The 13,286-nt window shown below is 62.1% G+C and carries 12 protein-coding genes; 9 read left to right on the forward strand and 3 right to left on the reverse strand.

Annotated elements, in window-relative coordinates; all coding sequences use genetic code 11:
- Window positions 1-52 precede the first annotated feature (52 nt).
- The 6 genes from lnt to bfr all read left to right on the forward strand — a co-directional run bounded on the left by lnt (window position 53) and on the right by bfr (window position 6,286).
- Window positions 53-1,651: an apolipoprotein N-acyltransferase gene (gene lnt / locus CKO15_RS12120; RefSeq protein ID WP_338036061.1), complete on the forward strand. Its 1,599-nt coding sequence runs from the start codon at window positions 53-55 to the stop codon at window positions 1,649-1,651.
- A complete protein-coding gene (locus CKO15_RS12125) occupies window positions 1,651-2,367 on the forward strand; it encodes a histidinol-phosphatase (RefSeq protein WP_200196662.1) in 717 nt (238 codons plus the stop codon). The genes lnt and CKO15_RS12125 overlap by 1 nt, the downstream gene beginning before the upstream one ends.
- A 204-nt stretch (window positions 2,368-2,571) precedes the next feature.
- Entirely contained in the window at window positions 2,572-3,111 is a 540-nt protein-coding gene (locus CKO15_RS12130; RefSeq protein WP_200196664.1) for an RNA pyrophosphohydrolase, read from the forward strand.
- 9 nt (window positions 3,112-3,120) lie between these two features.
- Entirely contained in the window at window positions 3,121-5,385 is a 2,265-nt protein-coding gene (gene ptsP, locus CKO15_RS12135; protein WP_200196666.1) for a phosphoenolpyruvate--protein phosphotransferase, read from the forward strand.
- Between the two features lie 144 nt (window positions 5,386-5,529).
- Window positions 5,530-5,721, forward strand: a complete 192-nt coding sequence (locus CKO15_RS12140; RefSeq protein WP_200196668.1) for a (2Fe-2S)-binding protein — start codon at window positions 5,530-5,532, stop codon at window positions 5,719-5,721.
- Window positions 5,722-5,788: 67 nt separating this feature from the next.
- A complete protein-coding gene (gene bfr / locus CKO15_RS12145) occupies window positions 5,789-6,286 on the forward strand; it encodes a bacterioferritin (protein ID WP_200196671.1) in 498 nt (165 codons plus the stop codon).
- A gap of 217 nt (window positions 6,287-6,503) precedes the next feature.
- Here bfr and hemJ read toward each other — a convergent pair whose 3' ends face one another.
- Window positions 6,504-6,926 (reverse strand): protoporphyrinogen oxidase HemJ, encoded by a 423-nt coding sequence (gene hemJ / locus CKO15_RS12150; protein WP_200196673.1) that lies wholly within the window; start codon window positions 6,924-6,926, stop codon window positions 6,504-6,506.
- 204 nt (window positions 6,927-7,130) lie between these two features.
- Between hemJ and argC the strand changes: the two genes are divergently transcribed.
- Entirely contained in the window at window positions 7,131-8,162 is a 1,032-nt protein-coding gene (gene argC, locus CKO15_RS12155) for an N-acetyl-gamma-glutamyl-phosphate reductase (RefSeq protein WP_200196675.1), read from the forward strand.
- Window positions 8,163-8,254: 92 nt separating this feature from the next.
- Window positions 8,255-8,629 (forward strand): iron-sulfur cluster insertion protein ErpA, encoded by a 375-nt coding sequence (erpA, locus tag CKO15_RS12160; RefSeq protein WP_242464772.1) that lies wholly within the window; start codon window positions 8,255-8,257, stop codon window positions 8,627-8,629.
- Here erpA and CKO15_RS12165 read toward each other — a convergent pair.
- Window positions 8,626-9,774, reverse strand: coding sequence for an anhydro-N-acetylmuramic acid kinase (locus CKO15_RS12165; RefSeq protein ID WP_200196677.1), 1,149 nt, complete (start codon window positions 9,772-9,774; stop codon window positions 8,626-8,628). The two genes, erpA and CKO15_RS12165, sit on opposite strands and share 4 nt — an antisense overlap.
- On the reverse strand, window positions 9,774-11,453 hold the full coding sequence (locus tag CKO15_RS12170; protein WP_200196679.1) for a M23 family metallopeptidase: 1,680 nt from the start codon (window positions 11,451-11,453) through the stop codon (window positions 9,774-9,776). The genes CKO15_RS12165 and CKO15_RS12170 overlap by 1 nt, the downstream gene beginning before the upstream one ends.
- Window positions 11,454-11,831: 378 nt before the next feature.
- Here CKO15_RS12170 and tyrS point away from each other — a divergent pair, with 378 nt between their 5' ends.
- Window positions 11,832-13,034: a tyrosine--tRNA ligase gene (gene tyrS / locus CKO15_RS12175; protein ID WP_200196681.1), complete on the forward strand. Its 1,203-nt coding sequence runs from the start codon at window positions 11,832-11,834 to the stop codon at window positions 13,032-13,034.
- Window positions 13,035-13,286 lie beyond the last annotated feature (252 nt).

Raw genomic sequence — 13,286 nt, forward strand, 5'->3', positions numbered from 1 at the left:
AGCAAGGTGGCAAGGGGGGTACGGTGGGGGGGGCAGAGAAGGTGATCGAGGTGTGGCGGTGAAGAGCGGGTTGGCCGGTAAGAGCGACAGCTGGTTGGTGGTTGTAGTTGCCGCGGTGGCCGGTGCCGCGTTGCCGCTGGCCTTTGCGCCCATCGACTGGGTGGTGCTGGTGTTCCTGGCCCCAGCGGTGCTCTTCTATATTGCCGCTGTGGCGCCGCTGCGCCGAGCCCTACAGGCGGCCTTCGCCTTCGGCCTAGGACAGTTTGGGGTCGGTGTCTCTTGGGTCTTTGTCAGCATTAATGAGTATGGCGGTGGGGGCTGGTTGGTGGCCGGCTTGGTTACTGTCGGCTTCGTGCTTTTATTGGCTCTCTTTCCATTGCTCGCCGTAGCGCTCGGGCGTTGGGCGGGGCGCGCGCGCACGCTGCCGACGCTGCTGTTGACACTACCGGCGGCGTGGGTCTTGGTTGAGTGGGTGCGGACCTGGCTGTTCACCGGTTTCCCTTGGCTCTTTCTCGGGTACGCCGCGCTGGATACCCCGCTTGCCGGCTTGGCGCCGCTTGTCGGCGTTCTCGGTACGTCGTTCGTTGTGGCCCTCTTGGCTGGGCTGATTGCCTGCTCGGTGCGCTGGCCCTCTTGGCTATCACTGGGGGGGGTCGTTGTCGGTTGCAGTATCGCAGTGCTGATCGGGGTGGCTGCCGATCGCCCTTGGAGTGAGCTGGCTCCCCCACCGGCAGCGACCGCGAACGATTCGACGGCTACAGCGGACGATGGGCTGCTGCGGGTGGCGTTGCTGCAAGGCAATTACCCGCAGGATATCAAGTGGCAGCCGGCCTATCGAGAGGTGATTCGGCGCGGCTATGCGCAGATGACCTGGGCGCACCTGGGGGCTGATTTGATCGTCTGGCCAGAGACGGCCCTCCCGGAGCTCTACGAGCAGGTGGCCCCGAATTTTTTAGAGCCGTTGGCTCAGCGAGTGCGGCAGGCCGGCGGGCTCCTCATAACCGGCATCCCGTATCGCGAGCCTGGGGTGGCCGATGCGCCGCTGTACAACAGCGTGGCGGTCTTTGGCGATGAGACGAGTTTTTATCGTAAGCGCCATTTGGTCCCGTACGGGGAGTATGTGCCGTTTCGTGATCTGTTTGGGCGCAGCCTCGACTTTCTTGGTGCGCCGATGGCCGACTATAGGCGAGGGCCGGTGCCAGAGGCGATCCCGGCGACCGACGCACTCCGTTTGGGGGTTACGATCTGCTACGAGGCGGCCTATCCGCGGGCGGTTGCCCGGGGCGCGAAGGGTGCTCATTTGCTAGTTAATGTTAGCAACGACGCGTGGTTTGGTGACTCATTGGCCCCGCATCAGCACCTGCAGAAGGCGCGGCAGCGCGCCGCCGAGACGCGGCGCTGGATGCTCAGGGCGACGAACACCGGGATCAGCGCCGTCATCGACCCGTATGGCCGCGTGGTTGCCGTAGGCCCGCAGTTTATTGCTACCAGTGTGGTGGCCGATGTTGAGCTTCGTAGCGGACAGACGCCCTATGTCACCTACGGTGATATACCGCTGCTGATGGTGTTGGCGGCGGTGCTCGGTGGGGTCGCGCTGCTGGCGCATCGCCGCAGTGGCGCGGGTGTCGATGCAGCAGAGGAGAAGAGGTAGTGGGGAGTGATAGGCCCGAAGTCGCCCTATTCGATCTTGATAATACGCTGATTGCCGGCGATAGCGATTCGCTGTGGGGCGAATTTCTAGTCGATTGTGGAGCCGTCGAAAGCGAGGCCTTCGCCGCTGCGCATCGACGCTTCCACGAAGAGTACACGCGCGGCGAGCTCGATATCGAGGCTTTTTTAAACTTTGCGCTGCGCCCTTTGGCCGAGCACGACGAAGCATCGCTGCTGGCGTGGCGTGGCGCCTTCATGACGCGCTGCATCGAACCGATCCTGTTGCCGGCGGCTGAGCAGTTGCTGGCTACCCACCGGCAGGCTGGCCGTCATCTGGCCATCGTCACCGCTACCAACCGTTTTGTAACTGCTCCGATCGCCGAGCGACTCGGGGTCGAAACACTGTTGGCGACCGAGCCCGAGCGCACCAGCGCGGGTTATACAGGGCGCTATACCGGCGTACCGACTTTCCGGGAGGGCAAGGTCGCGGTGGTGGAGCAGTGGCTGCAAACGGCCGGTTTGGAGTCGGCTACCTGTTGGTTCTATAGTGACTCCCTGAACGACTTGCCGCTGCTCGAGTATGTCACGCATCCGGTGGCGATCGATCCCGATTCGACGCTCGCCGCGGCGGCACAGCAGCGTGGCTGGCCGATCTTGACCTTACGCCAGGGGGCTCAGCCGGTCGAATGTACCGCTACCGCACCGGCTACCGAATAGTGCGCGCTCAGTTTGGGCGTACACGCCCCGTTGGCGGGCTCGGCAGATTTGGGTCGGGCTCGGCTCGAGTGTGATGCTGGGCCGCTGAGCTCGGTGAGACTTCATGCCCAGCGGCGCATGGTCGCTGCGGTTCTGCGTTGCCGCCGTCCCTGCGGTTATGCCAAAATAACATTGGCTTTTTCTGCGTAGGGAGGCGTGCTTGGGGTGGTCGATTCCGACGGCTTTCGTCCCAATGTTGGCATCATCGTCGCCAATTGCGACGGTAAGGTGCTGTGGGCGCGCCGTTGTGGGCAGGATGCTTGGCAGTTTCCCCAGGGTGGGATCGAAGCGCACGAGACGCCGCTTGATGCCCTCTATCGTGAGCTGGCCGAGGAGGTCGGTCTGGCGGCTAGCGATGTTGCCATACTCGGTGCTACACGGCGGTGGTTGCGCTATCGTTTGCCACGGCGAATGATTCGGCGCAAAGGGGGGCGCTGTATTGGTCAGAAGCAGATTTGGTTTTTACTGCGCCTGCTGACCGATGAGCAGCGGGTTCGCCTCGACGGTTGTCCTCGGCCCGAGTTCGATTATTGGCGGTGGGTCGATTATTGGCAGCCCATTGATGAGGTGATCTTCTTCAAGCGTCGCGTTTATCGGCAGGCTTTGGAGGAGCTCTCCGGCTACCTGGGCGCGCAGTGGGTCGGCACCGGAACCGAAGGCCAGCGCGCGATCATCCCTGCTGCAGCAAGGCGCCGGGTGCGCTAAGGCGATCGTATGCTGGATATCCTCCATCGGGTCACGCGCGAGGTTAATGCAGCTCCGGGGCTGAGTCAGGCGCTGCGTATCATTGTCGAACGTGTCGCCGACTCCATGTCCGTCGATGTCTGTTCCGTCTATCTGCGCGACTCGGTGCAAGGCGACTTCGTGCTCATGCACACCCGAGGGCTCAATCCCGAGGCCGTCGGCCGGGTGCGATTGGCTACGGCTGAAGGCCTGGTCGGTTTGGTTGCTGAGCGTGAGGAGCCGATCAACTTGGAGAATGCCCCGGCCCACTCGCGTTTTCGTTACTTTCCGGAGACCGGCGAGGAGCGCTACTCTTCCTTTCTCGGGGTCCCGGTTATTCACTACCGGCGTGTGCTCGGCGTGCTCGTGGTGCAGCAAGTCGAGCAGCGGCGCTTTGAGGAGAACGAGGTCGCCTTCCTGGTGACGTTGGCGGCGCAGCTTGCCGGGGCTATCGCTCACGCCCGTGCCAGTGGTGGTATCGATGGTTTGGACGCGGGCACCCCGGCGGCTGGGCGTACCCTGAGAGGGTTACCGGGGGCGCCGGGGGTGGCCATGGGAACGGCGGTGGTCTCCTACACCCAGGCCGATCTGAACGCCATTCCCGATCGTGCCTCCGCCGACGTCGAGACCGAGGTTGCGGCGTTTGAGGCGGCTGTGGAGCGGGTCCGCAACGAGCTTGAGGCGCTGCGGGAGCAGATCGCTGACTCGGTCACGCCGGATGAGCAGGCGCTTTTCGATGTCTATCTGCGGATGCTGGATGGCGATAGCCTCGTACGCGAGACCATCGAACGCATTCGCGAGGGCAACTGGGCCCCGGGGGCGCTGCGGCGCGTGATCTGTGAGCACGTCCAGGTCTTCGAGGACATGGACGACCCCTATCTGCGTGAGCGAGCCAGCGACATTCGCGACCTTGGGCGGCGAATCTTGGCGCGGTTGCGAGATGAGGGCGAGCGCGTTCGCGAGGTTCCGGATCAAGCTGTGCTCGTTGGCCACGAGGTGAGTGCCTCGCAACTGGCCGAGATCCCACGCGAATCACTCGTCGCCGTGGTCGCCGCAACCGGTTCGCGCAACTCCCACGTCTCGATCTTGGCGCGCGCCTTCGGGATTCCTGCTGTGATGGGTGTCGACGATTTGCGCACGCGTGAACTTGAGGGGCGACCGACAGTGGTCGACGGCTACTCGGGCCGTTTTTACGTCGATCCGTCGCCGACCGTTGAGCAAGAGTATCAGCGCCTGCTTGACGATGAGGCTGAGTTTGCCAAGGGCCTTGAGACGGTGCGCGATAAACCCTCGGTAAGCCCCGATGGGCGCCCCATTGCTCTCTACGCCAACACCGGTTTGATCTCCGATATCAATCTATCGTTGGCCGCTGGCTGCGATGGGATCGGTTTGCACCGTACCGAGTTCCCCTTCTTAATCCGCGACCGTTTTCCCGGTGAGGAGGATCAGGTCGCCCTCTACCGACAGGTGCTTGAGCAGTTTAACCCGCGCCCTGTGGTGTTGCGCACGCTCGATGTCGGCGGCGATAAGTCCCTGCCTTACTTCCCCATCGTCGAGGAGAACCCGTTTCTCGGCTGGCGTGGGATTCGCCTGACCTTGGATCACCCTGAGATCTTCCTGACCCAGTTGCGGGCCATGCTGCGCGCCGATGTCGGCCTGAACAATTTGCAGATTCTGCTGCCCATGGTCAGCCGCCTCGAGGAGATCAGCGATGTCCGTCGCCTGGTCGCCCGGGCTCGCGAAGAGTTGGCCGAAGACGGTATCGAGACGCGGACTCCGCCGCTCGGGGTGATGATTGAGGTGCCGGCGACGATCTATCAGATCGATCGCTACTGTGATCAGGCCGACTTTCTCTCGCTCGGCTCAAACGACTTAACCCAATACCTGCTCGCCGTCGATCGCAACAACAGCCGGGTGGCGGGGCTGTACGACGAACTGCACCCGGCGGTGCTGGCCGCCCTGCGTGAGGTGGTGTGGGCGGCGCGCCGCCACGGTAAGCGACTGACGGTGTGCGGCGGTATGGCGGGTGACCCGGCGGGGGCGATCCTGCTGATGGGGCTCGGCGTCGAGGGGTTGTCGATGAGTGTCTCAAGCTTGCTGCGCATCAAATGGGTGGTGCGCCGGGTGCCCGTCTCGCGTGCGGCCGAGTTGGTTAATCGTGCCATCGAGATGGACTCGCCCGATGAGGTGCGGCGGATGTTGCGCCGGACCCTGGAGGAGTATGAGCTGGGTGGTTTAATACGGGCCGGCAAGTAGGCGCTAGGTGCGCCTCAGCGGGTGGTGGATGTTACGGCAGCCGACCGGACGAGGTGGATGGGGAGAGAGTCGGGGTTGCAGCGCCCTGTTTGCAGATTATTATTTTTCTGATGTATTGTAGGCGTGCATAGCGAGGACAGAGCCATGTACGTCTGTATCTGTAAGGCGGTGACCGAGCAACAGGTTCGCGAGGCGATTGCCGACGGCCACGGCTCTCTACCAGCGCTCTGTGCGCAACTCGGCGTCACCGCACAGTGTGGCAAATGCAGGGAAGAGGTGCAGGAGCTGGTTGCTGAGCGTGTCGCGGTGCACTGTACGGGGTTCGTCGAAGGGTAACCAAGTCTTATTCATTGTTTGTTCCATAGCAGAACGTACAACAACCTTGATACAAGAGGGGCTGACCATGAAAGGCGATGCAAAGGTGATCGAGTATCTCAATCGCGGTCTCAAGATGGAGCTGACCGCGATCAGTCAGTACTTCTTGCATTCCCGCTTAGCCTACGATTGGGGCTACCCGAAGCTGGGTGCGAAGGAGTACGAGGAGTCCCTGGACGAGATGCGCCACGCCGATCAGTTCATTGAGCGGATCCTCTTTCTCGGCGGCCTGCCGAACCTGCAAGAGCTCGAGAAGTTGCATATCGGTGAGAACGTGCGCGAGATCTACGAGGCCGATTTGGCCGGTGAGCGGGCAAGTCTCGAGGTCTACCGCGAGGCGGCCGCATACTGCGACACCGTCAAGGATTACGTCTCGCGCGAGTTGTTCATCCAGCTGATTGGCGATGAAGAGGGGCACGCCGACTGGCTGGAGACACAGCTTTCGCTGATGGATCAAATCGGTGAGGCGAACTACCTGCAGTCGCTGGTTGGCGATGGCGAGGCGGAGGGTGAGTCGGCGAAATAGCCCGTCGGCGCTGGGGCGTCGCGGAGAACTGCAGTTACATCAACATCACTCGGGCTTAGTCCACCGGGTTTCAGGGCGCCTCTTTCTGTTTTCTGGGGTGCCCGTGGGCCGTCTGTTCGAGCCTAGCAGGTTGGTTGCAGTGTTATCCCCGGTGTCGTCCCCGGTGTAGCCCCCCGGTGTAGCAAATTGTTCCGATTGCGACACCGGGGTTGCCTCTTCAGAAGGGCTTTACAATCGCCAAGATCACCACTGGGATCAGCACCAGCACCGGTAGCTCATTGAATACACGGTACCAGACGTGGCTATAGGGGTTTTGGTCCCGGGCGAAGAGCCGGACTAAGTAGTGGCAGTAGGCGTGGTAGCCGATCAGCAAAGCGACGAGCACGAGCTTGACGATCATCCAGCCCTGGCTCAGCAAGCTGGGCGCCATAAACAGCATGGTGAGGCCGAGTGCCACCACGGCAATCGCACTCGGAACCATGATGCCGCGATAGAGCTTCCGCTCCATGATCTTAAAGCGCTCGTTGCCGGGCTGATCTTCGGTCATGGCGTGATAGACGAACAGGCGCGGCAGGTAGAAGAGCGCGGCAAACCAGGTGACAACGGTGATAACGTGAAAGGCTTCGATCCAAGGGTACACGGTGGGACCTCTTAGCGGTTCTTGGTTGATTCTGAGTGGTAACGTGCTCAGGGTGCTACTGGAGCGCAGCGTCGGGTGTGCCCCGCGCCGCCTCTGTGCCCCCTGTGGGTCACGCTGCGCGCCGCTGTCGCGGCGTACCGCTTCGGCGTGTGAGCGCGTGCCCTGTATTGTAGGCCGTCAGGTTCGGTTGAGCGAGGGTGTTTTATGATCAGAGTAGGTGTCGTAGGCGGAACCGGCTACACTGGCATGGAGTTGCTGCGGTTGATTCTTGGCCATCCACAGCTGGTCTTGGCCGAGATCACTTCTCGTGGGGAGGCCGGGACCCGTGTCGATGCCCTGTGGCCAAGTCTGCGCGGTCAGACCGATCTGTCGTTTCAGGAGCCGGATGCAGCACGTTTGCGTGAGTGCGATGTGGTCTTTTTCGCCACTCCAAATGGGATTGCAATGGAGTCGGCGCCCGAGTTGCTTGCTGCTGGTTGTCGCGTGATCGATCTCGGGGCCGATTTCCGTTTGCGCGATGTCAGGCAGTGGCAGACGTGGTACGGCGTGGAACACGCATGTCCGGAGCTGCTCAGCGAGGCGGTCTACGGTCTACCGGAGATCGACCGGGGGGCGATTCGCAAGGCACGCTTGGTGGCTAATCCGGGGTGCTATCCGACGGCGATCACGCTGGGGCTACTGCCTCTGCTCGAGGCTGGCTATCCGTTGGGTGCGATTGTGGCCGATTGTAAGTCGGGTGTCTCAGGGGCTGGGCGCGCAGCTAAGGTGGCGACCCTGCTGTGCGAGGCTAACGAAAGCTTTAAAGCGTATGGAGCGAGTGGCCATCGCCACTTGCCGGAGATTGAGCAGACACTGACCGAAGTCAGCCGGAGGACACTCGATATCGTCTTTGTGCCGCATTTGGTGCCGATGACGCGCGGCATGCAGGCAACCCTGCACGTTGCTGTTACGGCCACCTGCGACGAGCTCACGGCGTGTTATCAAGCGCGGTACGCCGAGGAGCCCTTTGTCGATGTCTTGGCTGCGGGGAGCCATCCGGAGACGCGCTGGGTGCGAGGCACGAACCGCTGTCACATTGCGCTCCACCAGCCCCCCGGAAGAGAGGATCGAGTCATTGTGCTTGCGGTGATCGATAACTTGACCAAGGGCGCTGCGGGACAGGCCATTCAGAACCTCAACTTGATGTTTGGGCTCGATGAGAGGTTAGGACTGGAAGGGGCTGCTGTTTTGCCGTAGGCCTTGTTTCTTCGCGGAGAGTCGGGCGTGTGTTGGGTCGCCAGTGCTGGATTGCAGGCCCTGTTTCCTGTTGCAAGAGAGGGGAGTGAGCGATGAGATTAGGTTCTATGTCAGCCGCCGGAGATGTACCCCTGGGGGTGCCGCTTACATTCAGTGATGCAGCGGCGGATAAACTTCGGGAGCTCATTGCCGAGGAGGATTGCGCGGGCTTGAAATTGCGAGTCTTCGTCACCGGTGGTGGCTGTGCCGGCTTTCAGTACGGTTTTACGCTCGATGAAGAGGTCGCAGAGGGGGATTTGATCGCCGAGTGGCGCGGCGTTCAGGTTGTCGCCGATCCATTCAGCAATATGTATCTGCACGGTGCCGAGGTCGACTACGTGGCCGCTGAAAGTGGGGAGCAGTTTGTAATTCGCAACCCCAATACGACAACGACGTGTGGTGGTTGCGGCGCCGCCGGCATGTGTTAGGGGGCGCTGTGTGTGGGGGGGGTGGAGCAGGACGGGGCGTACAGAGCACCTAAGACCGCTGAGCGGTCTGCGCCAGTAACGCTCGGCAAATTACCGGGCCGATGGTGCAGCCGTGCCCAGGCGAGCCACGCGAAGGCGAGGGCCTCGACGTAATCCGGATCGACGCCCAGCGCGGCAGTGGTGCTAACCGGTAGTGGGGCGCAGTGAGTGCTCAGTCTGGCCATAAGGTCGCTGTTGTGGCATCCCCCGCCGCAGGCAAAGAGCTGCCCGTTAGCCAGTGGGGCGGCCCAGCGGTGCAGCGCATCAGCGACGCTCACAGCGGTCAGCTCGCTCAGGGTTGCTTGGACATCGGCTGGGTGCTCATCGCCGTGCAGGTGTCGTTCGAGCCAAGCCAGTGAAAACAGTTCCGGTCCTGTGCTCTTCGGCGGCGGGTGCGCGAAGTAGGGTTCGCCGAGAAGGCGCTCTAGGAGCGGGCGGTCGACCGTGCCGGTGGTCGCCCAGGCGCCGTCTGCATCGTAGCGTCGATCACAATGACGCTCGATCCAGCGATCTAGCAGACCGTTGGCTGGGCCGGTATCGAAACCGGTCACGGTGCCATCCATCGCTAGCAAGGTTAGGTTGGCGATCCCCCCGAGGTTAAGAATCACGCGTGGCTGCTGGGAGTCCGCTAGGCAATGGGCGTGAAAGGCTGGTGTGAGTGGGGCGCCTTGCCCACCTTCGGCGATATCGCGACGGCGAAAGTCGGCAACTACCGCGCTCCCGGTTGCCGCGGCGATTTGGTTGCCATTGCCAAGTTGCACGCTCTCCTGTGCTTGCTCTCCTGGCGTGCTGGCGTGCCATACGGTTTGGCCGTGGCAGCCGATCGCGGCAACAGCTGCGCTGTCGAAGTGTGATGGCGGAATGGCGGTGATAGCGTCGACAAAGGCCTCGGTTAATCGCTGATCGAGGCGGCAGATCTCACCTAGCGGCGTGTGTGGCCCGCTAGCTAGGATGGCCGCTTGCAAGCTTGGGGCGATCGCGTGAGTCGCGGTGTGTAAAACCTCGGTCAACTCTCCGTGCTCGGAAAAACGTGCCAGCGCGACGTCGACGCCATCGACGCTGGTGCCCGACATCAACCCAATGTAGAGCGCCCCGCGGGAGGTCATTAGTCGAAAGCTGCTACCCGGATCTCGTCCTCTCCGCCGTCAAGCCCGCGCAGCGCTTGGGCGATGGGGCGGGCGTGATCAAGGAAGTCGGCACGATGCCGTTGCGGCAGCGACTCCCCACGTGGGAGGTTGACTTTGAGTGGGTCACGGTGCTGGCCGTTGACGATGACCTCGTAGTGCAGATGGGGGCCGGTGGCCGTCCCGGATGCGCCCACATACCCGATGAGCTGGCCCCGCTTAACTCGGTCGCCCTCCCGGAGGCCGCTGGCGTAGCCGTTCAGGTGGGCATAGCGGGTCCGGTAGCCGGAGCCGTGGTCAATCGTGATTACGCGTCCGTAACCGCCGTTGCGGGTTCGCTCAATCACTCGACCATCGCCTGCAGCGCGAACCGGTGAGCCAGCTGGGGCGGCTAGATCGACCCCGAGGTGGGGGCGGCGAACCCCGAGGATGGGGTGGCGGCGATTGAGATCGAAGTGCGAGCTGACCCGGGAAAACTCAACCGGGTAGCGTTCGAGTTTGCGCCGAACGTTATTGCCGTCTAGGTCGAAATAGCCGACCAAGCCATCGTCGCTTTCGTAGCGTATGGCCTCTAGGTTCGCCAGTTGGCCTTCGTAACGAACGGCTTGCAGGATGGTGTCGAGGGTCTTGCCCTCTGGGCTGACTAGGCGATCGTAAACCACGGCGATGCGATCACCGCTGCGCAGCGTTCGTCCGAGGTCAATCTCCTCGCTGAGCAAATTGGCTAAGCGCATCGTCAGGCGGTTGCCGAGACCGGCACGGTTGGCACTGCGATAGAGTGATCCTTCGATCGTCTCTTCGACAAAGAAGCGCTGCCGCTCGGCGGGTCGGGCAGCGATGCGTGCCGTCGTCTCTTCGCCGTCGCGCACGATGCGCAGCTCGCGCTGCCCGTCGATGGCGTAGCGGATGCCTGTCAGCTCGCCGGCTGAGTCGCGATAAAGAGTGAGGGTCTCGCCAGGGTGCATTGTACTGAGATAGTGCGTCTCCTCACCAGCCTCCACGATCTCATGCACCAAGCGAGCGCCGTAGCCAGCGCGCGCCATGATGCGTGCTAGGCTGTCCCCTGGGCGCACTTGAACTTCCTCGCCCGCTGTGTCGAACGGGGGCTCCTTGTTGGTGGCAGCCGTCGAGCCAGTCTCCTCGGCGAGGGGTAGTGATCGCGCTTCGCCGCGTCGAGCATCACGATCAATAGGGAGAGAGTCTAGTGAGCCGTGAAGCTGCAGGTCGATGGCGGCTGCGGGGAGCGGCGAGATCGGGTTTGTCTGCGCTGCTAAGGTCGCCTCGCTGCCGATGAGCGCAGCGGAGCTGTCCATGCCAGCCACGCCGGCAAGAGTGCTCATCAATCCGTTATTCACACCCCGCTGCGGAGGTGTCTGTACCTCCTCGGGAAAAATCAACAGTGCGTGAGCCTCTTCGGCGGTTAACATCGGTACCGTTGCAGGGGGGGCGGCTGCGCGCTCCCCGCGCTCGTTGCTAACGGGCTGCTGCGCGCCGCTTAGTAGCCACTGGGCGCCTAGTGTGACCGCAAGCGTCAGGCCCGCTACGGTGGCCAGGCCGGCACCGCCGACGACCAATCGTCGGCGCCACAGCGAAGGCCGACGGCGGTGTTGCAGTCGGCGGAAAGTCTTTAGATCGATGTCAGTCAAGTCGCGATAAGCCAAAGCAGTGCCCGTCCGTTCCGTCGGCTCACGGCAGATTGCCCGCAGCCAACGCCCAGGTCAATAGTGTCGAGCGCGGTGAATGGCTGCGTGCTGTGTCTTGGTTGTTCGGTTGTTCGGTTGTTCGGTTTTTCGGTTGTTTGTCGGCCTCTCTTTTCGACACACTCTCTCCTAGGGGTGCCTCTGCGGTACCCTTAGCGCAGTTTCTCCGGGCTAAGGGCGCGATCGCTCTTGTGGTCGAGGCGCATGTGCCCGCTTGTCAGGGCGTATACAATCGGAGTAGCCCAAAGAGAGTGGTGTAATGGTGCAAGGCGACAGGCAGCGGCAGTTGTCACCGCCATCCAAGCAGCCAGAGACAGAGCTAACGTAAGGATCTATTTAATGACAATGGAAGACGCGGCAGCACTCATACGGCGTGGTATTGAAGAGGCGATCCCCGATGAGGGTCTCGCTGAACGGCTCGCCTCTTCCGCGCCGTTGCGTATCAAGGCGGGTTTCGACCCAACCGCGCCCGATCTCCATCTGGGGCACACCGTACTGATCAATAAGCTGCGGCAGTTCCAAGATTTGGGGCACGAAATCATGTTCTTGATCGGGGACTTCACCGCGACGATCGGTGACCCGAGCGGCAAGAGCGCAACGCGCCCGCCGCTGACGCGAGAGGAGGTTGTGGCTAACGCGCGGACGTATGAGGAGCAGATCTACTGCATTTTAGATCCAAACAAGACGCGTCTGGTCTTCAACTCGGAGTGGATGGGGAAGATGCAGTCGGCGGACATGATCCAGTTGGCCTCACGCTACACGGTGGCGCGGATGCTGGAACGCGATGATTTTCAGCAGCGCTATCGCGATGGCTCGCCGATTGCGATCCACGAATTCCTCTACCCGCTGATCCAGGGTTACGATTCAGTGGTGCTGCAAGCCGATGTCGAGCTTGGGGGCACCGATCAGCGTTTTAACCTTTTGGTTGGCCGGGAATTACAGCGCCAGTTTGGACAGGTGCCGCAACTGGTGATCACAACACCGTTGTTGGTGGGGCTTGATGGCGTTAAAAAGATGTCGAAGTCGCTCAACAACTACGTCGGTGTGCGCGAACCAGCCGCCGAGGCCTTCGGCAAGCTGATGTCGATCTCCGATGACTTGATGTGGCGCTACTTCGAACTGCTCAGCCTGCGCCCCTGGAGCGAAGTTGAGGGGCTGCAGCGAGCCATCAAGGAGGAAGGGATGAATCCGCGAGATGTTAAGGAGGCTTTAGCTATGGAGTTGACCGCGCGCTTCCACGGCGAGCGCGAGGCGCAACGGGCTCGGGATGAGTTCGTCGCCCGGTTCCGCCACGGTGGGCTGCCTGAGCAGATCGAAGAGGTGCGGCTAACGGCCGATGGAGCCGGCGGCATCGGAGTGGCTTCAGCGCTCAAAGAGGCCGGCCTTCTAGGCTCGACCTCGGAGGGGTTGCGCATGATCCGCCAAGGTGGTGTGCGGGTTGATGGTGAGCGGGTGGAGGATCCGCGTATCCGTCTGGAGAGTGGGCAAAAATACCTGCTGCAGGTGGGCAAACGGAAGTTCGCTCGCGTAGTTGTCGGATAAAGTTGCGCTAAAAAGGCTTGACGCTGTGTTTGAGGGGTGTAGAATGCGCGCTTCTTCGACGGCGGTGTTGCACTTTAGTGACGCTGCTGGCCTGGCAGGGAGCTGGGGTTGATCGGACGCGAGGTTGGATGTAAGCGGTGCTCGCGGGGGTTGACAAGCCAGGGAGGTTGAGAGAGAATGCGCAGCTCTTAGCGGCGATACGCCGCGCCCTTGAGAGGCAAAGCCCTTGGGGTTGTGTAGAGCGGGTTCGGT

It is taken from the genome of Halorhodospira abdelmalekii, assembly GCF_016583625.1.
GTDB lineage: Bacteria > Pseudomonadota > Gammaproteobacteria > Nitrococcales > Halorhodospiraceae > Halorhodospira > Halorhodospira abdelmalekii.